This window comes from Ignavibacteriota bacterium (assembly GCA_013285405.1).
Lineage (GTDB): Bacteria > Bacteroidota > Ignavibacteria > Ignavibacteriales > Ignavibacteriaceae > IGN2.
On record CP053446.1, the window covers coordinates 407207 to 428510 of the forward strand.

At 34.6% G+C, this 21304-nt stretch carries 21 protein-coding genes and 1 tRNA gene; 3 read left to right on the forward strand and 19 right to left on the reverse strand.

Annotated elements, in window-relative coordinates; genetic code table 11:
• Positions 1-11: 11 nt before the first annotated feature.
• The 17 genes from ftsA to HND39_01905 all read right to left on the reverse strand — a co-directional run bounded on the left by ftsA (position 12) and on the right by HND39_01905 (position 16731).
• Positions 12-1256 carry a cell division protein FtsA gene (gene ftsA / locus HND39_01825; GenBank protein ID QKJ95102.1) on the reverse strand — a complete coding sequence of 415 codons (1245 nt, stop codon included), beginning with the start codon at positions 1254-1256 and terminating at the stop codon, positions 12-14.
• On the reverse strand, positions 1253-2011 hold the full coding sequence (locus tag HND39_01830) for an FtsQ-type POTRA domain-containing protein (GenBank protein ID QKJ95103.1): 759 nt from the start codon (positions 2009-2011) through the stop codon (positions 1253-1255). Before HND39_01830 ends, ftsA begins: the two co-directional genes overlap by 4 nt.
• Complete coding sequence (locus tag HND39_01835) at positions 2008-3387, reverse strand: UDP-N-acetylmuramate--L-alanine ligase (GenBank protein QKJ95104.1); 1380 nt, start codon at positions 3385-3387, stop codon at positions 2008-2010. The genes HND39_01830 and HND39_01835 overlap by 4 nt, the downstream gene beginning before the upstream one ends.
• The gene (locus HND39_01840; protein QKJ95105.1) at positions 3380-3862 is read right to left on the reverse strand and encodes a hypothetical protein; all 483 of its coding nucleotides are present in this window, start codon (positions 3860-3862) and stop codon (positions 3380-3382) included. Before HND39_01840 ends, HND39_01835 begins: the two co-directional genes overlap by 8 nt.
• Positions 3859-4962, reverse strand: coding sequence for an undecaprenyldiphospho-muramoylpentapeptide beta-N-acetylglucosaminyltransferase (gene murG, locus HND39_01845; protein QKJ95106.1), 1104 nt, complete (start codon positions 4960-4962; stop codon positions 3859-3861). The genes HND39_01840 and murG overlap by 4 nt, the downstream gene beginning before the upstream one ends.
• Entirely contained in the window at positions 4959-6098 is a 1140-nt protein-coding gene (locus HND39_01850) for a cell division protein FtsW (protein ID QKJ95107.1), read from the reverse strand. The genes murG and HND39_01850 overlap by 4 nt, the downstream gene beginning before the upstream one ends.
• The gene (murD, locus tag HND39_01855; GenBank protein ID QKJ95108.1) at positions 6098-7444 is read right to left on the reverse strand and encodes a UDP-N-acetylmuramoyl-L-alanine--D-glutamate ligase; all 1347 of its coding nucleotides are present in this window, start codon (positions 7442-7444) and stop codon (positions 6098-6100) included. The genes HND39_01850 and murD overlap by 1 nt, the downstream gene beginning before the upstream one ends.
• Positions 7444-8553: a phospho-N-acetylmuramoyl-pentapeptide-transferase gene (locus HND39_01860; GenBank protein QKJ95109.1), complete on the reverse strand. Its 1110-nt coding sequence runs from the start codon at positions 8551-8553 to the stop codon at positions 7444-7446. Before HND39_01860 ends, murD begins: the two co-directional genes overlap by 1 nt.
• Positions 8553-9944 carry a UDP-N-acetylmuramoyl-tripeptide--D-alanyl-D-alanine ligase gene (gene murF, locus HND39_01865; protein QKJ95110.1) on the reverse strand — a complete coding sequence of 464 codons (1392 nt, stop codon included), beginning with the start codon at positions 9942-9944 and terminating at the stop codon, positions 8553-8555. Before murF ends, HND39_01860 begins: the two co-directional genes overlap by 1 nt.
• Positions 9941-11410, reverse strand: a complete 1470-nt coding sequence (locus tag HND39_01870; GenBank protein QKJ95111.1) for a UDP-N-acetylmuramoyl-L-alanyl-D-glutamate--2,6-diaminopimelate ligase — start codon at positions 11408-11410, stop codon at positions 9941-9943. Before HND39_01870 ends, murF begins: the two co-directional genes overlap by 4 nt.
• Positions 11410-13413 carry a transpeptidase family protein gene (locus HND39_01875; protein ID QKJ95112.1) on the reverse strand — a complete coding sequence of 668 codons (2004 nt, stop codon included), beginning with the start codon at positions 13411-13413 and terminating at the stop codon, positions 11410-11412. Before HND39_01875 ends, HND39_01870 begins: the two co-directional genes overlap by 1 nt.
• Positions 13406-13738 (reverse strand): hypothetical protein, encoded by a 333-nt coding sequence (locus tag HND39_01880; GenBank protein ID QKJ95113.1) that lies wholly within the window; start codon positions 13736-13738, stop codon positions 13406-13408. Before HND39_01880 ends, HND39_01875 begins: the two co-directional genes overlap by 8 nt.
• Positions 13735-14589 carry a 16S rRNA (cytosine(1402)-N(4))-methyltransferase RsmH gene (gene rsmH, locus HND39_01885; GenBank protein ID QKJ97847.1) on the reverse strand — a complete coding sequence of 285 codons (855 nt, stop codon included), beginning with the start codon at positions 14587-14589 and terminating at the stop codon, positions 13735-13737. Before rsmH ends, HND39_01880 begins: the two co-directional genes overlap by 4 nt.
• Positions 14590-14658: 69 nt before the next feature.
• Positions 14659-15096, reverse strand: a complete 438-nt coding sequence (gene mraZ / locus HND39_01890) for a division/cell wall cluster transcriptional repressor MraZ (GenBank protein ID QKJ95114.1) — start codon at positions 15094-15096, stop codon at positions 14659-14661.
• A 183-nt stretch (positions 15097-15279) separates the two neighbouring features.
• A tRNA-Thr gene (locus tag HND39_01895) sits at positions 15280-15352 on the reverse strand.
• A gap of 206 nt (positions 15353-15558) precedes the next feature.
• Entirely contained in the window at positions 15559-16227 is a 669-nt protein-coding gene (locus HND39_01900; protein ID QKJ95115.1) for a tetratricopeptide repeat protein, read from the reverse strand.
• Positions 16228-16431: 204 nt separating this feature from the next.
• Positions 16432-16731, reverse strand: a complete 300-nt coding sequence (locus HND39_01905; protein QKJ95116.1) for an integration host factor subunit beta — start codon at positions 16729-16731, stop codon at positions 16432-16434.
• 194 nt (positions 16732-16925) lie between these two features.
• Here HND39_01905 and HND39_01910 point away from each other — a divergent pair, with 194 nt between their 5' ends.
• The 3 genes from HND39_01910 (at position 16926) to HND39_01920 (ending at position 20070) form a co-directional block, all read left to right on the forward strand.
• Positions 16926-17495, forward strand: coding sequence for a helix-turn-helix transcriptional regulator (locus HND39_01910; protein QKJ95117.1), 570 nt, complete (start codon positions 16926-16928; stop codon positions 17493-17495).
• Positions 17496-17604: 109 nt separating this feature from the next.
• Positions 17605-17802, forward strand: coding sequence for a heavy-metal-associated domain-containing protein (locus tag HND39_01915; protein QKJ95118.1), 198 nt, complete (start codon positions 17605-17607; stop codon positions 17800-17802).
• 18 nt (positions 17803-17820) lie between these two features.
• Complete coding sequence (locus HND39_01920; protein ID QKJ95119.1) at positions 17821-20070, forward strand: copper-translocating P-type ATPase; 2250 nt, start codon at positions 17821-17823, stop codon at positions 20068-20070.
• Positions 20071-20084: 14 nt separating this feature from the next.
• Here the strand turns inward: HND39_01920 and HND39_01925 are convergent, their stop codons facing one another.
• Together HND39_01925 and HND39_01930 are read right to left on the reverse strand one after the other, a co-directional pair.
• Positions 20085-20636, reverse strand: coding sequence for a hypothetical protein (locus HND39_01925; GenBank protein ID QKJ95120.1), 552 nt, complete (start codon positions 20634-20636; stop codon positions 20085-20087).
• A 122-nt stretch (positions 20637-20758) separates the two neighbouring features.
• Positions 20759-21271 carry a bacterioferritin gene (locus HND39_01930; protein ID QKJ95121.1) on the reverse strand — a complete coding sequence of 171 codons (513 nt, stop codon included), beginning with the start codon at positions 21269-21271 and terminating at the stop codon, positions 20759-20761.
• Positions 21272-21304 lie beyond the last annotated feature (33 nt).

Consider the following 21304-nt stretch of genomic DNA (forward strand, 5'->3'; position numbering starts at 1 on the left):
TATTAGATTTTTTATAATTCATCAAAAAATTCCTGTACTCTTTTTACAAATAGTTTAATTGAGTTCTTAGCTTCTTTTTTTCTTTTAATAATCTGATATTCACTGGATTTACCGCCCGGTATTCCTTTAATCAATCCTGCAACGGTAGCAAACTCCGGACTTTCAATTTCATTGGACAGACCCTCACCAAGTTCCTGTGGAACTCCAATCCGTGCAGGTAATCCAAAAACTTCTTCAGCTAATTCAGGACAACCGCGCAGCAGCGATCCTCCTCCTGTTAAAACAATTCCTGCTTTCACTTTATTCTTGTATCCTGCACTTCTTATTTCATTATCAATTAGCGTAAATAATTCTCTCATTCTCAGACTTATAATTTGGGTTAGAAGACTTATCGGGATTTTTGTATTTCCTCTGGCTCCAACACCCTTAATCAATATATCTTCATCTTTAATGATTGCTGTTTCGATAGCATACCCGTATTCCTTTTTCAATTTCTCTGCTTCTTCTGTAACAACTCCAAGCGATTCACGAATATCATTAGTTACCTGGTTGCCGGCGATGCCAATAACTTTAGTATGCTTGATAGACTTTTTATGATAAATAGCTATATCAGTTGTTCCTCCGCCAATATCCAAAAGAACAACACCAAGATCTTTTTCACTATCTTCCAGAACTGATGTGCTTGAAGCGATTGGTTGAAGAATATAGTCTTTTACCTTTAATCCGGAACGCTCCACAGATTTTTTTATGTTTTGTATTGCAGGAATTGATGCAAGAACTACATGATTGCTCGCTTCCAATCGTGAACCAGACATACCAATCGGATTTTCTATTCCGGGTTGATGATCGACAGAAAATTCTTCGGGAATTATGTGAAGTATCTGTCTGTCTGAAGGAATCCTTATTGTTCTGACATCAGCTTCTAATCGTTCGAGATCTTTTTTAGTTATTTCTTTTTCTTCACTGCTTATTGTTACATAGTTTCTGTGTCTTATGCTGGTAATGTGTTCGCCTGCTACGCCAACATTAACTGAAGTGATATTTAACCCGGCACGGTTTGTTGCAATAGACATTGCTTCCTTAATTGCTTCAGAAGTCTTTCCGATATTTGCAACAAGACCTTTATGTAAACCTTCAGAAGGAGCAATTCCAAAACCAAGAATATTAAAAGATTGTTTTCCTTCTTCCAGTTCTGCAATTACTGCACAAACTTTAGTTGTACCTAAATCGATTCCAGCAATAACTTCTTTTTTCATCTGTTTGCCAACTCTATTTTTCGTTTACCGATGAATACTTTGTTTTTATATCTGAGATCCACATAATCAATTTTTTCATAATTATTTTCTGCATTGATCAGTTGATTCCATAAATCTTTTAGTACTAGTGTCTTCAGGACTTCATCACTCTTTCCAAACAAAACCGGAAATTTTAATCCGGTAAAAGTAAGTATAACGTCTCCACCTTTCCTCAAATTTATCTCAGCAAGATTTTTTCGCATGCTCGTATCACTCATGCTGATTGCATCAATAATCCTGAAAGCAAAATTAATTTCCTTTTCATTAAAACTTTTTTTGCTTTTAGTTTGCATGCTTGAGATAACCGGCAAACTTTCTATTTCAGCAGGGGGGAAAAGCGGAAGTATTTTCAAATCACCGGTCAAAAGTTTTAATTCATTCTTTTGAAGCAGAGCGGCTTTTATCTCTTTCTCTTGAACCTCAACCAGGATTGTGTTTACACCATCGAATTCAACTTCCGCTTTTCTTAGGTAGGGATGTTTTTCAATTTTTTGTTTTACTTCTAACAGTGTTAAGTCATTAAATTCTGTAGAATCAATCAGACCCGCATAACGAAGATATTCGGCAGCATCAAGCAGATTATTTCCGTTGATTTCAATCCGACTGTATATTTCTTTTGCACTGGAATTAGAACCAGTAATTATCAGATATGAAAATCCGAAGACAAGCATTAAAAAGACAGCGAGTCCAAAAAATTTACTTTTTCTTTCGCTCAATGTTTTACCTCCTTAAGTAATTCAACAAATTTCTCTCCGTATTTCCAGATGTCACCAGCTCCCATTGTAACTATTATATCGTCTTTCTTTTTTAGTTCCATTAATTTTTGGGGAATATCTTTTTTATCCTGAACATAAATCACATTTTTATGACCGTATTTCTTTGTGATATTTGCGATCATCTCACCATTGATTCCATCAATTGGTTTCTCTCTTGCAGGATAAATATCTGTGCACAGAAAAACATCAGAGTTCAAAAAAGACCTTCCAAAATCCTGATAAAAATCGCGTGTTCGTGAATAGAGATGAGGCTGAAAAACTACTACCAATCTTCTGTCCCACGCAGCTCTTATCCCTGCGAGTGTTGCAGCAGTCTCAGTTGGATGGTGTGCATAATCATCAAGGACAAGAATATCATTCTGATATTTTGTTTCAAATCTTCTGTAAACGCCTGTGAATTTTTCCAGAGCTTGTTTGATTGTGTTGAAATTTATTCCGAGCTCCATTCCAATTGTAACTGCCACCAATGAATTTTTAACATAATGTTCGCCGGGGATGTTAAGTTTAATTTGTCCGAGTTCTTTTCCCTTGTAGATAACAGTATATTTTCCGCTGAATCCTTCAAATTCAATATCGATTGCACGAACATCTGCCTGTGCAGTAATTCCATACGTGAATACTGTTTTATTAATTGATGGGATAATATCCTGAAGTGCTGGTTCATCAAGACAAATAACAACAAAACCATAAAACGGAACTTTGTTTGCAAACTCGATGAATGCTGTTTTAATATCATCGATATCCTTGTAAGTATCGAGATGTTCTCTTTCAAGTGTAGTAATTGCAGCAATAGTAGGTGTAAGCTTTAAAAATGTTCTGTCAAACTCATCTGCTTCAACAACAATGAATTCACCATTACCGAGTCTCGCATTTGTTCCACCAAGACCACTCAATTTTCCGCCAACAATAATTGTGGGATCAATTCCACCTTCTGTTAAAGTTAAACCAACCATCGAAGTAGTAGTTGTTTTTCCGTGAGTTCCGGCAATACCAATTCCGTACTGCATCCTCATTGTTTCAGCAAGCATTTCTGCACGTTTAATTATCGGGATATTTTTATCTGAAGCGGCTCTTACTTCAGGATTGTCAGGAATAACTGCGGATGAATAAACAAGTACGTCAACATCTTTCACATTTTCGGCTGAGTGTCCTTCATAAATTTTTGCACCGAGCTCTTCTAGTCTTTTGGTTACTTCAGAAAGATGAAGGTCTGAACCGGATACTTCGAATCCCTGATTCATGAGAATTTCCGCAATACCGCTCATCCCGATACCACCAATTCCAACGAAATGTATTTTCTTAATACTTTTAAACACTTCTTTTTTCTACTTTAGATTTTAATTCTTCTATTCTCAGTAAAAGTTCATCCTGATTTTCGTAATCTGAAAATCTGATAATTACAGGTCTCACTCTTCCATTGACTTTAATTCTTGCAGTCCTGAATGCCGGAGAATTACTGGTTCTTACCTGTCTTGAAAATTTTATTTTCCAGACTTGCTCAGTCTTATAAGATTTTGACTTGAAGCGATCTGCAAAAACGATTTCATCATCCGAAATTTCTATGTACATATTCCTGATCAGATTATAAACCAACGCAGCTACTGATATTACAAGAATGATTGCCAGAAAATATAAAATCGGATCCCGGGTAATCAGAGTGTAAGAATCCTTAATGAACTCACCTCTTATCACGCCATAAAGAATGAACACAATGAAATAAATAATTGTTGATTTATAATAAAACGATAAATTGTATTTAAATATTCTTCTCTTTTGATCACCGTTGTTCAAACTGCCTCCGCAAAATTTATTGCGTTCTTTGCTATCACTTTTGCAGCATCCGGCTTTGCCATCTTCAAAGCATTTGTTCTTATTTCTGAAAGCGAACTCTCTGAATTCAAAAGCGCAAGCACATTCCTGAGTAATTCAGTTTTCAGTTTTTCATCTTCAATTAGAATAGCGGCGTGGTTATCTGCTAACGATTTTGCATTATGATATTGATGATTCTCCGCAACATTTGGTGACGGAACAAGTATCGCAGGAATTCCAAGATTCAACATTTCAGCAATTGTGGTTGCACCGGCTCTTGCAAGAAGAAGATCACAGACTGAGTAAGCAGCATTCATATCTTCGATGAAGTCATAAACTTTTATTGAATCGTTGCTGATATGTTTGAACTGATCATAATAATTTTTTCCGGTTTGCCATATTACCTGGATATCACTTTCTTTTAAAGTATTCATACTAACTGACATCGCTTCATTAATTGTTCTTGCTCCAAGGCTTCCGCCAAGTACGAGTAAAGTTTTTTTTTCATTGGATAATCCAAATATTTTCAGGGCAGCGAACCTGTCTAATCTTCCAAGATTTTCTCTTACTGGATTACCTGTATTATGATGAATATTTTTCTTCCTCAAATATTTTTCTGATTCCAGAAAACTCAGATGAACCTCATCAGCATATTTTTCCAGTAAGCGGGTTGTCACTCCCGGATAACTGTTTTGTTCAAGCAGAATAATTTTAGCTCCCATAACATTAGCAGCCCATATTGCAGGACCAGCAACATATCCACCTGAGCCAATGGCAACTTTAGGTTTGAATGACATATTTATCAATAACGATTGAATCATCGAAACAAAAAGTTTTACAGGGAATAACAGATTCTCAATATTAATTTTTCTTGAAAATCCTTTTATCCAGATGGATCTGAATTTAAAGCCAAGCTTCGGAACAACCCGACCTTCAATCCTTTCCTTTGTACCAATAAAAAGAATATCAGCTTCTGGTTTTATTTCTTTGATTTGTTCTGCAACAGCGATCGCCGGAAAGAGATGACCACCGGTACCACCACCAGCAAATAAAAAACGGTATTTGGTTTGAACATTACTCATCTGCTAATTCCTTGAACAGGATTTTGATCCTGGATATGAATTACACCATTCTGCCGCATGTGATTTGTAAAAGCAATGTTGATCAGTATTCCAACACTCACACAAAGAAATATCAATGAAGTTCCGCCGTAGCTTATAAATGGCAGCGGAAGTCCGGTAGTTGGCAGAACTCCTGTAGTTACAGCAACATTCATAAAAGCATAAAACACTATTGAAATCGTAATTCCAAAAGCCAATAATTTTCCGAACTGATCTTTCGTTTTTTTTGCAACTAAAATTCCGCAGACTAAAAGCACGAGATACGCGATCAGAACGGCAATTGATCCGATCAGTCCGAGTTCTTCACCAAGAATTGCAAAGATAAAATCGCCGTAAGCTTCGGGGAGAAACAGATTGCTTTGCATACTATTTCCGATTCCCACACCAAAAATTCCACCACTGCCAAGACTGTAAAGCGCTTGTTTCACCTGGAAATTTAAATCACCACCGGTTGTAATTGAATCAACAAAAGAAAAAACTCTTGATCTTGAATGTGGATAAATCATCGCTGCAGATCCGATAACTATACCGCTGAACATCATCGAAACAAGAATATGTTTAAGTTTAGCACCGCCGGTATAAATAACAGTAAGTGAAATTAATATCAGCATAATACCGCTGCTTATATTTGGTTGAAGCATTATCAATCCGGAAATGCCGATAATCCAGATATACAAATACAAAAATCCATGTCTGTAGTTGTCAATGACGTTTGCTTTGACTTCCAATAAAAGTGCAAGGTGAATCACAAGAACAAGTTTAGCAATATCAGCCGGTTGGACTGTTATAATACCAAGGTTTAACCACCTGTTCGCACCCTTGATGTTTGGCGCAAACAGAAGTGTAACTATAAGCAAAAATGCAGTCGCGATAATTGCTGGCTTGCTCAATCGTCTGTAATATTCATAAGGAATAAAAGCAAAAAGTATAATTGCACCGATTCCTAAAAAAACTTTGAAGAGGTGTGATTTAAATAAATAGAACACACTATCAAATTTGAATACGCTATAAGTGCTGCTTGCGCTCAAAACGATAGTCAGTCCAAGCAGCATCAGCACAAATACATCAAAGAAAATTGTCAATCCTAATTTTTTCATTATAGTTTGTTTACAGCCTCTTTAAAAACTTTTCCACGATGTTCATAGTTATTAAACATATCAAAACTTGCACAAGCCGGTGACAGTAAAACCACATCACCGCTGTGTGCTTCCCTGCCCGAATTTTTAACAGCATCTTCAAGTGATTTTTCAATTTCAACTTTTACATCATGATGAAAGAAGTTGAATACTTTTTCTGCTGAAGAACCAATTGCATAAATCTTTTTTACTTTCTGAAGAACAAGTTCTTTTATCTGATTATAATCGTTTCCTTTATCCTGCCCGCCAAGTATCAGTAAAATTGGTTCATCAAAACTTTTTAATGCATACCATACAGAATCAACATTCGTTGCTTTTGAATCATTTATATATTTAACGTCATTAATCTGCCTCACAAGTTCTAAACGATGTTCAACACTTTCGAATGTTTGAAGTCCTTTTATGATTCCTTCGTTACTAAGATTAAATACTTTTGCAGCGCAGATAACTGACATTGCGTTTGCAAGGTTGTGTTCACCTCTGATTTTAATATCGTTTCTGGAACAGATAAATTCTTCTTTACCATCAAGTTTAAAAATTACTTTATCATCAGTTAAAGAACATCCGTTTAACTGTTCATCCATTAAAGAGAAATAAATCGTTTTACTTTTATGATCAGCTAAATAATTCATTACAGCATTACTGTCTTTATTCAGTATCAAAAAATCTTTTTCGTCCTGGTTTGAATAAATCCTTTGCTTTGACTGTGCATATTTATCAACACTGTTCTCATATCTGTTCAAATGATCGGGTGTAATATTCAGAATCATTGCTGCCGCAGGTTTAAATCTATTTATCATATCCAGTTGAAAGCTTGAAACTTCAAGAGAAACGAATTCACCTTCTCTGACATCAAGCACGATTTCACTAAATGCCAAACCAATATTTCCTGCAACATGAGTTTTGTAACCACAAGTGTTAAAAACATGTCCGCATAAACTTGTGGTAGTTGTTTTACCATTAGTTCCTGTTATGGCAATAATTTTGCCTTTGCAATAATGATATGCAAACTCAATCTCACTGACTAAATTAATTTTTTTAGCTCGTGCGGTCTTCACAACCTGTGAATCGTTGGGAACACCCGGACTGACAATCATAAGCGATGATTCATATACTCTGTCCGAGTGTCCCCCGAACTCAAAATCAATTTTTTCAATTTCGAGTTGATTCAGTGCATCATATATTTTTTCCTTCGAACTCATATCGCTGACAAATGGAACACCTCCAAGCTGCTTGACCAGTTTAGCGGCACCGACACCACTTCTTGCAGCTCCTATTACAGATATTTTCTTGCCTTTTATGTCCATTATCTTATCTTAAATGAAACAAGAGTTACAATAGCCAGGATGATCGCAATGATGTAAAAGCGAACAACAATTTTTGGCTCCGCCCATCCCAGCAATTCAAAGTGATGATGAATTGGAGCCATTTTAAAAACTCTCCTGCCCTGTCCAAATTTTTTTTTTGTGTATTTGAAATAAACTTTTTGAACGATAACTGAAATTGTCTCCATAAAAAAAACGCCACCAAGAATCGGGATGAACAATTCTTTCTTAATAAGCACAGCAAGAATCCCAAACGCGCCGCCAAGTGCAAGCGAACCGGTATCACCCATAAAAACCTGAGCCGGATATGCGTTGTACCAAAGAAATCCAAGCGACGCACCAACTAAAGCTGCAACAAACACAGTTAGCTCACCCGAGCCGGGTAAATAAATTATGTTCAGGTAATCTGCAAAAATTATGTTGCCGCTAACATAGCTTAGAAATGCAAGTGCAATCATTACTATCGCAATAATTCCGATTGCAAGCCCATCTAATCCGTCAGTTAAGTTCACTGCATTTGAAGTTGCTGTTATAATAAATATGACAACTGGTATATAAAAAATTGAAAGATCAAGATTAACATTTTTTAAAAATGGTACGGTGGTTAATGTGTTGTAATTTGCAAACTCGGGAGAGAAATAAATTACTGCACCAACAACCAGTCCAATAATAATCTGACCAATGATTTTATATCTGCCGATCAAACCTTTTGGAAATTTTTTTACTACTTTCAGATAATCATCAACAAAACCAACGAGACTCAACCAAACAGTACCACCAAGAATTAATATTATATATATGCTTGTTAAGTCACCCCAAAGCAAAACCGGCACAACTGCAGAAAAAATTATTATTAATCCTCCCATCGTGGGTGTTCCAGCTTTTGACCAATGAGTTTGAGGAGCATCTTGCTTTTTTGCTTCACCAATCTGATTCTTCTGTAATGCACGAATTATTTTTGGTCCGAGATAAAATGCCAAAAACAATCCTGTTATTGCTGCTAATGCTGACCTGAATGTCAGGAACCGGAATATGTTAAATCCCGGAGGTGAATAAAGTTTATTTATATATTCAAATAAATAGTAAAGCATCAGTTCATAATTTTTCTTTTGATGACTGAAACAAATTCTTCCATCTTCATTCCTCGTGAACCTTTAACAAGCACTACTGAATTATCTAAACTCATTCCATTTATAAAATTGACAAGTAGTTTTCTATTTGAAAAATGACGTGATTTAATATTCGTTGTTATCAGTTTTTTATTCAGATATTTCATTAGTGATCCGATTGTATAAACTTCATTAATACCTGATTTTCTGATTTGTTCAATTAAACCTTCGTGTAGCTTAATGCTTCTACTGCCAAGCTCAAACATATTTCCGAGAAATAAAATTTTTCTTTTGAATGTTTTTATCCTTCCAACTAATTCGATTGCTGCTTTAGTTGAATCGGGATTTGCGTTGTATGTATCATCTATCAAAATAAATTTTTTATACTTTTGAACATCGAGTCTGCCTGCGGGAGCTTTTAATCTCTTCGCAGCGTTCTTAATTTCTTCAATCGATAATCCCATCTCTAAAGCAACGGTGCAGGCTGCAAGAAAATTTTTTGCAGATTGTTCGCCATAAATTGGCAGTGTGATATCAAAATGTTTTTTCTTACAATTAATTTCAATTACAGGTTTACCATCGTCACTATAGTTTTTTAGATTAGCCCGAACATCTGTTTTACCGGAGAAACCATAGCTAAGATGCTCGCCTTGTCTGTAATGTTTTGCTTTAATTATTGGGTCATCATAATTCAAAAAAACTTTTCCGCCATTTTTAATTGTCTCTTCAAACAGAAACGATTTCTCTTTCCAAACACCGTTTATCGATTTCAAAAATTCAAGATGTGAGACACTAATATTAGTTATCAGGCTATAATCCGGTGACAATATTTTTGCAGTGTATGGAATCTCACCAAAATGGTTTGTGCCAAGTTCTGCAACCAAAATCTGGTGAGTATCGTTTGTATTTAAAATTGTTAACGGCACACCGATATGATTATTATTATTCGATACTGTTTTATTAACACTGAATTTTTCAGAAAGCAATTCTGCGATCATTTCTTTTACTGTAGTTTTTCCGGAACTACCGGTTATCCCGATGATTTTAGTATTTAATTTTTTTCGCCAAATTCTTGCTACTTCACCAAGTGCATAGGTTGAATCTTTCACAGATATTATTGGCACCTGAACACTTTTAAATTGATTTAAATTTTTATGATTGATCATTACAACCGCGGCACCGTTTTTAATTGCATCATCAATGAATTTATGTCCATCCAGCCGTTTTCCTTTCAGTGCAATAAATAAAGTGTTTTTTTTAATTTTTCTTGAATCAATTGATACATAATCAATTCTTTTTAACTTATCAGGTTCATAGATCACTGAACTGGTCAGATTGAAAATATCTTCTATGTTCAGGTGAACTTTTTTCAAATTCCAAGATATTTTTTTGCAATCTCTTTATCAGAGAAATGATGTCTTACATTTCCGATTTCCTGATAATCCTCGTGACCTTTTCCTGCAATGAGTATCACAGAATTTTTCTGGCTCTTCTTAATAGCTTCTTCAATTGCTTTTTCTCTGTCTTCAATAACCTTATAATTATCAGTTGTTATCCCTGCTTTTATATCTTCAATAATTTCTGAAGGATTTTCATTCCGCGGATTATCGGATGTAACAATAACATCATCACTGAGTTCAGTTGCTATTTTACCCATTAATGGACGTTTAAGTTTATCGCGGTTTCCGCCGCAGCCAAATACTGTAAAGACCGGATTTTTTTTATCGGTAATTTTTCTAATTACCATCAAAGTTTTTTCAAGACTATCCGGTGTGTGTGAATAATCAATAATTATTTTTCTTGTTCCGTTCGCAAGAACTTCAAATCTTCCTGGTACCTGCGGAGTAGTTGATATTCCTTTAGCAATAACATCGTCCTTTATTCCTGAAAGTTTGGCGGCAGCAAATGCGCCCGCAGCATTGTATGCATTAAAATCTCCTACAAGAGTAGTCTTTAACTGGTAATCTTTATTTTCATAATTAATTGTGAATGATGTTCCTGAAAGACCACAATTGATATTTGAAATTCTGAATTGAGAGTTTGTATTCATTCCAAATGAATATTTAAGTGCCGGACAATCTTTTATAACATCAATGCTATGAAGATCATCCAGATTAAATAATGCAGATGAAGAAACAGGCAGAGAATCGAATAAAATTTTCTTTGCATTAAGATAATTCTGGAAGTCGCCGTGAAAATCAAGATGTTCGGCTGTAATATTTGTGAACACAGCGAATGTAAAATCCAATCCATACACTCTTTTAAGAACAAGTGAATGAGAAGAAACTTCCATAACAGCAAAATCACATCCCGAAGTATGTATCCGGTTTAACATTTTATTCAGATCATTCGATTCCGGAGTTGTCAGACGTGATTCTATTTTTTCTTTACCAATGTAGTTCGAAATTGTTCCTATCAAACCAACTTTATAACCGGATGTCTCGTATATGTTTTTTAGAAAATAGGATGTCGTCGTTTTTCCATTTGTTCCTGTTATACCAATTAATCTTAGTTTTTTTGATGGGTTGTCGAAAAAGGCTTTAGATAATTCTGCTAATGCTCTGCGACCATCTTCAACAATTATCTTAATTACTTTTAAATGATTTACAAGTGAATCAGGTATTGCATCACTGTTTTCCAACACTACTGCAATAGCTTTTTTATTCAGTGCATCCTGTACAAACAGATGACCATCAGTTTTATATCCTTTAATAGCCACAAAAACAGAACCGTCTGCTACTTTTCTTGAATCATACTCGATCCCGGTTACTTCCTGATGAGGTGGAGTTCCAATAACCTGAATTGAGGTAACTTTATTTAATAATTCGTTCAGTAACATTAATATATCCTTGCACCTGTAGGAGTTATCGGAGAACAAGTAAGTATGCAGGTTTTCTTTTTATCTATTGCGTTTCCGGGGGAAATACTTTGCTCAGTTACAACTCCCGAACCTGATACAGACCATTTAATTTTTAAATCATTTAATATTAATATCGCCTCCTTTATTGTTTTTCCTGTTAAATCTGGCATCAGATTTTTTCCTCTGCTGGAGATGAAAATATTCTGTGTGCCTGTGATAGAAGATCTGTTTTTCGATTCAAGTTCAACAATATTGTCGTTAAAAGAGTCACCCTTGTGTTCAGTAATTTTAATATCCTGATGAGGAACAGAGTTATCGTACATCCCATTTTCCAAATCATGAATTCTTGAAATTATTTTTTTAAAAACCGGGGCTGAAACGGCTCCGCCATAGTACTGCCCTTTTGGTTTATTGATCAAGACAAAGCACACAATTTCCGGTTTATCAGCAGGATAAAATCCTATGAATGAAGAATAGTATTGAGTATTAGAATATTTACCATCAATTACGAGTTTTGAAGTTCCTGTTTTTCCTCCAATAGAAAGCGATTCGATTTTTGCCTGGCTGCCAGTTCCGTTTTCAACAGCTCCCAATAAAATATTTCGCATTCGCTCGGATGTTTTTTCTGAAACTACTCTTCTAACCGCAACAGGTGAAAACTCTTCTACTATTTTTCCATTTTTATCAACTTGCCTCTTGACAATTTGTGGACGATACAAGATACCGCCATTTACCACAGCACAGAAAGCATTAGTTAATTGAAGAGGTGTAACCGAAATATTATATCCGTGAGACATGTAAGTTTTTGTTAGTTTAGACCATTTGTCAAGTTCTACGAGTTTTCCAGTAACTTCACCCGGAAGTGAGATTGATGTAAAGGTTCCAAATCCAAAGCCCCGCACATATTGATAATATTTTTCATCACTAATCCGCTGGACCAGTTTGGCTATACCAATGTTACTCGATTCTTCAATAATTTCCCTGACGGTTAATGATTCAAACTTATGTGTATCTCTGATGTAGTTGTTTCTGAATTTGTAAACTCCGTTTTCGACATTAATTCTTTCAGCTTCATTACAAGCTTTTTCTTCCAGTAATGCAGCAAGTGTTATAACCTTAAAAGTTGATCCTGGTTCGTAAGAATCTGTAATTGCCCGGTTCTTCCTTTCAAAATCATTGTATTCCCAGAAATTATTTGGATCATAATCGTTGATATTTGCTAAAGCAAGTATCTCGCCCGAATTTGGATTCATAATAATGCAAGTTGCAGATTCACCGCCATTTGACTTTAAACTTTCTTTGAGTTCCTCTTCTGCGATTGCCTGATATCTCTTATCAATTGTGAGATAAATATCATCGCCAGGAACTGAAGGTTGAGTTTCATTTTCTGAAATTGAAATTATATCCCCCATAGCATTTCGTTCTACTATCCTGAATCCGTCTCTTCCTTTTAAGATGTGATCAAAACTTTTTGAAATTCCGTTAACTCCTTTATAATCATTATCAACGTACCCGATGATATGTGAAGCGAGTGAGCCATAATGGAAGACACTCACGGGTTCTTCAACATAAAAGAATGCGTGATTCTTATATTCAAAAAGGTTAACTGATTTTTCAAAGGAGACTTTTTTCTCAAGACAGATGGTCTTCCCTGTTCCTCTCATAAGATTTAAATAATGTTTCTTACTTTTTCCGATAACTTTTGAAAAGATGCCGGCAAGTTTAGTTTTCTCGGTCTGAGGAAGCATGCGTAGATCAACAAAGAAAGAATAATCATTTCTATTATATACCAGTAAAACCTCATTCCGGTCAAAGATAAACCCTCGCTCTGCTTTTATTGTTTGAGTGTTGGTCTGTTGTCGTTTTGCGAAATAACTAAGTTCATCACTTTTTACAATTTGAAGATTAATTAATCTGTACACTAATGCACCGAATAGAAGCATTGTAAAAATCAGCACTAAAAGAACCCGGGAATTATTCATTCGGAATTCCAGCATTTTCTGAGAGTTCAATGATGTCTGATTTCAGAATAGTAATTCTATTTTCCTCATCATTTGTAGTATCGGTCAGACCTAATTCGAGCACAGCATACTTCTTTACCAAATCTTCTGCAGTAAGCATTTGATAGTTCGCTTTTAGTCCTACCATAACAGTCTTTTCTGTTTTTATTATATTCTCTAACTGCGTTAGTTCACGCTGTAGTTCTTCATATTTTAAACGCATTCCCTGTACGATGAGAATTATGATTGTTATTAAAATCAAAAAAGAAGCAATAACAACAATTAAAGGTTTAGAAGTTTGTTTCATATTCTCTCAGCAACTCTCAATTTTGCACTGCGCGCTCGTTTATTATTTAATATTTCAAATTCTGACGGAACAATCGGTTTTTTTGTAAGAATATTTAATCTTTTCACTTTACCACAATTACAAATCGGCGAATCTGGAGGACAAACACAACTCAGGTTTTCGTATTTAAAGAAATCTTTTACGATCCTATCTTCAAGAGAATGATAACTGATTACAACCAATCTTCCGCCCTTTCTTAATACAGGCAAAGAATTATTAAGAAATGATTTTAGTACAGCAAGCTCATCATTAACATATATTCGCAACGCCTGGAAAACACGTGATAATGTTTTAGTCAGATACTTCGGGTTAGTTACCGATGCAATTATTTTTTTTAATTCATCAGTAGATTCAATTCTTTTTTTATCACGAGCTAAAGAAATCTGATGCGCTATTTTTCTTGAATTTTTCTCTTCACCATAATTGTAAATTACATCGGCGATTTTATCTTCGGATTCCTCATTAATAAAATCCGCAGCAGTTTTCTTGAAGCTTTTATCTAATCGGAGATCCAGTGCTGAATCAACACTGTAAGAAAAACCTGCTGCGGCATTATCCAGTTGAAAAGAAGAAACTCCCAGGTCCGCGAAAATTCCGTCAAAGAACTCTAACGATTCTATCTTCGCGATAACATCAACAAACGAAAAATTGAAGTTATACAGTTTAATTCTATCCTTATTATTAAATTTATTTTTACAATAATTGAAAGCATTCAGATCTACATCAGTAGAGACAATTTTACCCTTCGTACTTAATCTGTTAAAAATTTCCTCAGTATGTCCGCCAAATCCAAGTGTCCCTTCAAAGTAAATTCCATCTTTACTTAGTAACTAAGTAGTCAACGCTTTCTTTCAGTAAAACAGGAGAATGAACCAGAAACATTAATCGGTCATTACTTTAGAGGCAATCTCTTCATAACTCATAGGAGACTGCTTCAAGTATTCATCATACACTTTTGGATTCCAGACTTCAATTTTTCTCAGAGCACCAATGATCAAAACTTCTTTCTCAATCTTTGCATAGTCAATCAGCATTTGAGGGATCAATATTCTTGACTGCGAATCCATGATATCTTCGTGTGCATATTGAACGAACATTCTTATAAATCTAAGATCGTCAGGTTGGAACTGGTTAAGCTTCAAAAGTTTTTCTTCAATTTTCTGCCATTCATCCAGGGGGTACAAATCAATACAACTTGATAACCCTTTGGTCATCACAATAGTATCATTTGCATCGGGCGAAATGTGTTTGCGTACTTTTGCCGGAATGCTAATTCTGCTCTTTGAATCTATCGAATATGTAAACTGACCTTTAAACAATTTAATACCATTATTTGGGAATATTCACCACTTTTCCCCACAACACCCCGAAAATAATGGAAAATTTTACTGAAAGTCAAGAAGTATTTTAAAAAAATAAAAATTTAAGTTAAGATTTATCCGGACGGACCTGTGGGTCTAAAAGGGGAAATAACAGAAAAGTAAGACTAAAATCCATAGTCGAGCCAACTGCCGGAATCGAACCGGCGACCTGCTCATTACGAATGAGCTGCTCTACCAGCTGAGCTAAGTTGGCTAAAAAAAATTCTACCGATTATTTTTATTATATATACATGCATCTGATCATCCATAATTCTGATGCTGCTATACAACTATAAATCGTTATCTAATTTTCTTTTTGTGTCTGTTTTTCCTTAATCGTTTTTTTCTTTTATGAGTAGACATTTTATGACGTTTTCTTTTTCTTCCACAAGGCATTCGATTTTCCTTTTCTTAAATTGATTAATGTGAGGTTAATAATTCCTGAGCTCTTTTACCTGCATCTGAGTTTGGATCTATTTCAACTGTTTTTTTGAACCATTCTTTTGAAGCTTCCATATTTCTTGCCGTGAGATTTACGATTCCAAGATTTAAATGAGCAATTTGATGTTTAGGCTGATACTTGAGCGCGTTTTCCATTTCTGCTATGGCTGTATTGTAGTCATTTAAATTGTAATAACAAATCGCCATATCAACCCGTGCATCCGCGTTTGCAGGATTTTTGATTAAATAGTTTTTATAATTTGTTACAGCTTTCTCGAAAAGACCTGAATCCTGAAGTAAGTGTGCAAGATGTAAAGTTGATTCCATATCTTCAGGATTAGCAGCAATTTTATTTTCCAGATTATTTATCTCCTGCATATTCGCCATATTAACAGTAGAATTCTGCGATTCAGTATTCATCTGTGTCACATTTTGCTGAACCCCGGAATCAAAAACTCCTGTAACTATTAAGATGGTAATGAATGTAACTACAACTACTAAAGAAATGATCAGAATTTTTTTATTATCAAGCACTTTTTCATTATTAGCTTTATTCTCTTTGCTGTTTATCTTCTCAGAATTTACGTTCCGTTGGATAGTTTTCCTTGTCTGCTGCTTTTCAGTTGTATTATATTTTCTATCCTTCAACAAAATTCCGCAACTGAAACAAACAGAATTTTCAATCGGATTTTCTTCTCCACAATTCTTACAAATAACAATCTGGTTGGAATTTTTAACAGGTTTATCTTGTAAATAATCCCCAGCGGATGTAATCCTGCAACCACAATTAGGACAGAAATTAAATTCCCCTTCGAATTTGAAACCACATTCTTTACAATAATTCACTATTCATTATCTCCGGTTTTTTTCCAGCATACCTGTATTTACCAAATCTTTAAAGTCCTTCGAAAATTTAAATGATGGAACATAATGTTCAGGAACAAAAACTGATTCACCAGTTTTTGGATTTCTGGCTTGTCGCGCATTTTTCTTTTTTACTCTGTAACTACCAAAACCTCTTATCTCTATTCCCTTACCTTCTTTTAACGCTTCAATAACAGTCTTTAAAAACCCTTCTACAATTGCTTCAGTTTCTAATTTGGTAAGCCCAGTACCGGCTGCAACTTTATCAACAATGTCAGCCTTTGTCATCTTATATACCTTTTACTTAATAATTAAATAATTAATTTTTAAAATCAGGGCGTTAAGGTAAGCAAGTTTTGCTGTAAAATCAATCAATATAGTCAGTTACAGGAATATACATACAGAATCAAGCTAATGGTTAGATTTTTTTCATTTCTAATCAAATTCCGAATTGCTAATTTTTTAACAAAAATTGAATTATTATGGAAACCAAGCTTTACATAAAAAATATGGTATGCGATCGCTGCATTAAAGTTGTTAAATCTGAATTAAGTCAATTGGGTTATAATGTTGTTCAGATTACTCTCGGCGAGGCGATTATTGAATCAGATAAATCCCACGATTTAACTGAGATTAAAAATGTTCTTGTTGGGAACGGTTTTGATTTGGTTGATGATAAAACTTCTAAACTCATAGAGAAAATTAAAGTTCTGATTATAAATAAAATTCATCATGATTCTGAAGCACTTGAAAAGTTCAGTTTTTCAAAATTCATTTCCAAAGAAATTGCCGTTAATTACAGTCACCTAAGTTCTGTTTTTTCGGCTGGTGAAGGAATCACAATTGAAAAATTTATAATCAAACAGAAGATTGAAAAAGTGAAAGAGTTATTAACGTATGACGAATTAACATTAAGTGAAATAGCATATAAGTTAGGTTATAGCAGTGTTCAACATCTGTCTAATCAGTTTAGACAAGTTACCGGTTTAAATCCTACATATTTCAAGAAACTTAAAGACCGAAAAAGAAATCCACTAGATCATTTGGAATGATGCACTAATAATTTGTAACATTTCCACAATAATCTGTAACGCACTTCCTGAACTCTGTACTTAAATTTGTTCCGTAATTAAATAATAAAAAATTTATGTTAGGATAATAATGATCAAAATTTTTAAAATAGAAGGAATGAGCTGTCATCACTGCGTAATGGCAGTTCAAAAAAATCTTGAAAAGTTAAATCTTGAAAAAATTAAAGTACAGATCGGTTCTGCCGACGTCGAGTTTGATGAACAAAAAATTAATGAAAATCAAATCATTAAAGCAATTGAAGACGCAGGATACAAAGTAGTTCACTAATTAACTTAAATATTCATGATGAGCGATAATCAAAAACATAATTTTAGTTTTGAGAAGATCAGTGTCCCCGTTGAAGGTATGACGTGTGCAAGTTGTGTTGCTCGTGTAGAAAAAACACTCAGCAAACTTGATGGAATAAAAAATGTTACCGTTAATCTGGCATCCGAGAAGGCTACTTTTGAATTTGACCCCCAAGCAGTTTCGCAGGAAGATATTTCCAATGCAATTGAGGATGCTGGTTACAAAATTGATTTATCTTCTCTGTACAATAAAGATAAATCATCTGGTCACTCAACTGATAGAAAATCTGATTTTGATAAGGAGTTAAGAACGGATTTTTTAATCGCAGTAGTGTTAACGATTCCGATTTTTTTATTGAGCATGGGAATGATGTGGAACTGGACAATGGATTCCCTGCCTTTTTCTCATGAAACTTTAAATAAAATTATTTTCTTACTTACGATTCCTGTGATATTTATTTCAGGAAAACGGTTCTATAAAATCTTCTGGAAAAATCTTCAGCACTTCACTGCGGATATGAACTCACTTGTAGCAATTGGCACTGGATCAGCATTTTTATACAGCACTTTACTTGTACTATTTCCTGAAATTGTATCCGATCAATCATCCAGTCATCACGTATATTTTGAAACCGCTGCGGTAATAATAACTCTCATTTTAATGGGGCGATGGCTTGAAAGCAAAGCAAAATCAAAAACTAATCTTGCCATTAAAAAACTTATTGAATTAAAACCCCAAAAAGTGTTGGTGAGAAAAGATGGCGTTGAACAAGAAATTTTAATCGAAGATTTATCACCTGGTAATATCGTAATTATTAAACCTGGCAGTAAAATTCCGGCAGACGGAAATATTATCACAGGATATTCTGTAGTTGATGAATCAATGATAACCGGTGAATCGCTTCCTATTGAAAAAAACAAAGGTTCGAAAGTTATTGGAGGAACGATTAATAAAACCGGCACATTCGAGTTCGAAGTAACAGCAGTAGGTGATAATTCAGTACTCGGTCAAATAATAAAAATGGTTGAAGAAGCTCAGGGTTCAAAAGCTCCGATTCAAAAGATGGCAGATAAAATTGCTTCTATATTTGTTCCGGTAATAATACTGATCGCTCTGTTTACTTTTATCGGTTGGTTAATTTTTAGTTCGGCGGGATTTAGTGCTGCACTTATTAATTTTGTATCCGTTTTGATAATTGCCTGCCCATGTGCGCTTGGTCTTGCAACACCAACTGCTATTATTGTAGGAACGGGTAAAGGAGCTGAGAAAGGAATACTAATAAAGAATGCTGAAAGTTTGGAGCTTGCACATAAGATTGATACTATCATCTTTGATAAAACAGGAACACTCACAACAGGAAAACCTGTTGTTAATTCAATCCACACGAATAGATTAAATGAAAATGAACTTTTACAATTAGCTGGTTCACTTGAGCAAAGGTCTGAACATCCGATTGCAAATGCGATTGTTAATTATGCGAAGAACAGAAACATTACTTTTACGAATGTTGAAGAATTTATAAGTCTCACAGGTTCAGGATTGAAAGGAAGTATTAACAGTAATGAAGTCCTTGCAGGTAACAAAACTTTAATGGATAATTATTCAATAAGTACTGAATTCTTTCGTCCGTTCCTTGATGACACTTCAAACCAAAGTAAGTCTCATGTCTTTATTGCAGTAAATGGTAGAGCTGAAGGATTAATTTTTTTAGAGGATGAATTGAAAAGCAACTCCGGAGAAGTAATCAATAAACTAAAAGAAATGAAACTGACAACGGTTTTACTTAGTGGTGATAATAATGCTGCTGCAAAAACAATATCAGAAAAAGCCGGGTTTGATAGTTTCAAAGCAGAATTACTTCCTGATGATAAGTTAAATGCTATTACCGACTTTCAAAACTCAGGAAAAATAGTTGCTATGGTAGGTGATGGAATTAATGATGCACCAGCACTGACGAAGAGTGATATCGGAATTGCAATCGGAACAGGAACTGATGTAGCAATTGAATCAGGTGATATTGTTTTAATGAGTGGTGATCTGAATGGAGTAGTTAATGCAATAAAACTCTCTCGTCTTACAGTAAGATCAATAAAGCAAAATCTTTTCTGGGCTTTTATTTATAATCTGATAGGAATTCCTCTTGCCGCGTTTGGTTTACTTAATCCAATGATAGCAGCATTGGCGATGTCATTCAGTTCTGTTTCTGTGGTGAGTAACTCGTTAAGATTAAAACGCAAGAAGTTCTAATCACATCCAACGGTTTAATCGATTCCGTAAAGAGTGCAAAGATCAAAATATGTTTTTCCCGCAAATAATTGTGAAAAACCTGCAGACAATTGAACCATAAATGAATCACCGGAAGCAACAGTAAAAGTATCCACAATACTGTAATCTTTCCAGATTATATCTTCAACCGTTACATTTGAAGATTGAACCACTGAACCGTTTCTAACTAATGATAGTATTGCTTTTCCGTAAATATTATTTGTTACTGCTGTACTCTTTGACCAAAATGTTAATTTGAATTTATTAAATTGTGTTTTTACCGGAACTTTAATTTGTGCAAAAACTTCAGGAGGTTGAGTTGCTTCTAATTGAAGAGAGAAATTGCCGCCACCATTAGGAACATCGTTTGATGAATCACTCAATGCTGGCAGTATCCATCCATCAGAAGTAAATTTTCCATTTTTTTCAAATGAAGTACTCAGAAGTGTGTTCTCATCAGTTGGTTCTGTAGTGTTTTCTGTACAAGATATTGCAATCCAAACCAGACTGACTATACTCAATCCAATAAATATAAATTTGAATTTCATAATGATTTAGAATAAAATTTTTTTAACAATAAATTATTTTTTGTAACAGATTACTTAAAATCTATTCAGGATTAATTAAATAAAAAAGGTCGGTTACCCGACCTGAAAAATTTTTGAACATATCATTCTGCTGCAGGACCTCTTGCAGAGACAACTTTACTCCTCTCAATTGCCTGAAGCGCAAAATAGTTCTCACCAAATTTGACCATATTCTCCATTTCAGTATCAAACTGATCATAATGTGTTTCTTCATCAAGCACTAACTCTTCAAAGATTTTTTTAGAAACTGCATCAGCATTCGCAGAACATTCATTCGCCCAGAGGTTATACTCTTTCGCGCTTTCATCTTCCATATCAGCAGCACACTTCAGCATATCTTTCGGTTCCTTTATCTTCTTAACCGTACCAACGATCTTCATTTCGACATCACCTTTCAGAAAAAGAATTCTTTCAGATAACTTTTCAACATGAATCATTTCCTGAATGGCGGTTTTCTTAAATAGGCTGGCAAGCAAATCATATCCCTGATCATCGCAATGAAAATGAAAATACATATACTGATGGATGGCAAGAAGTTCATCAGCGACTGCTTTGTTCAAGAGTTCAATACTCTTATTAAATTTTTTCTTACTCATTATTAATCTCCCTTAATTTTAAAATTGACATCA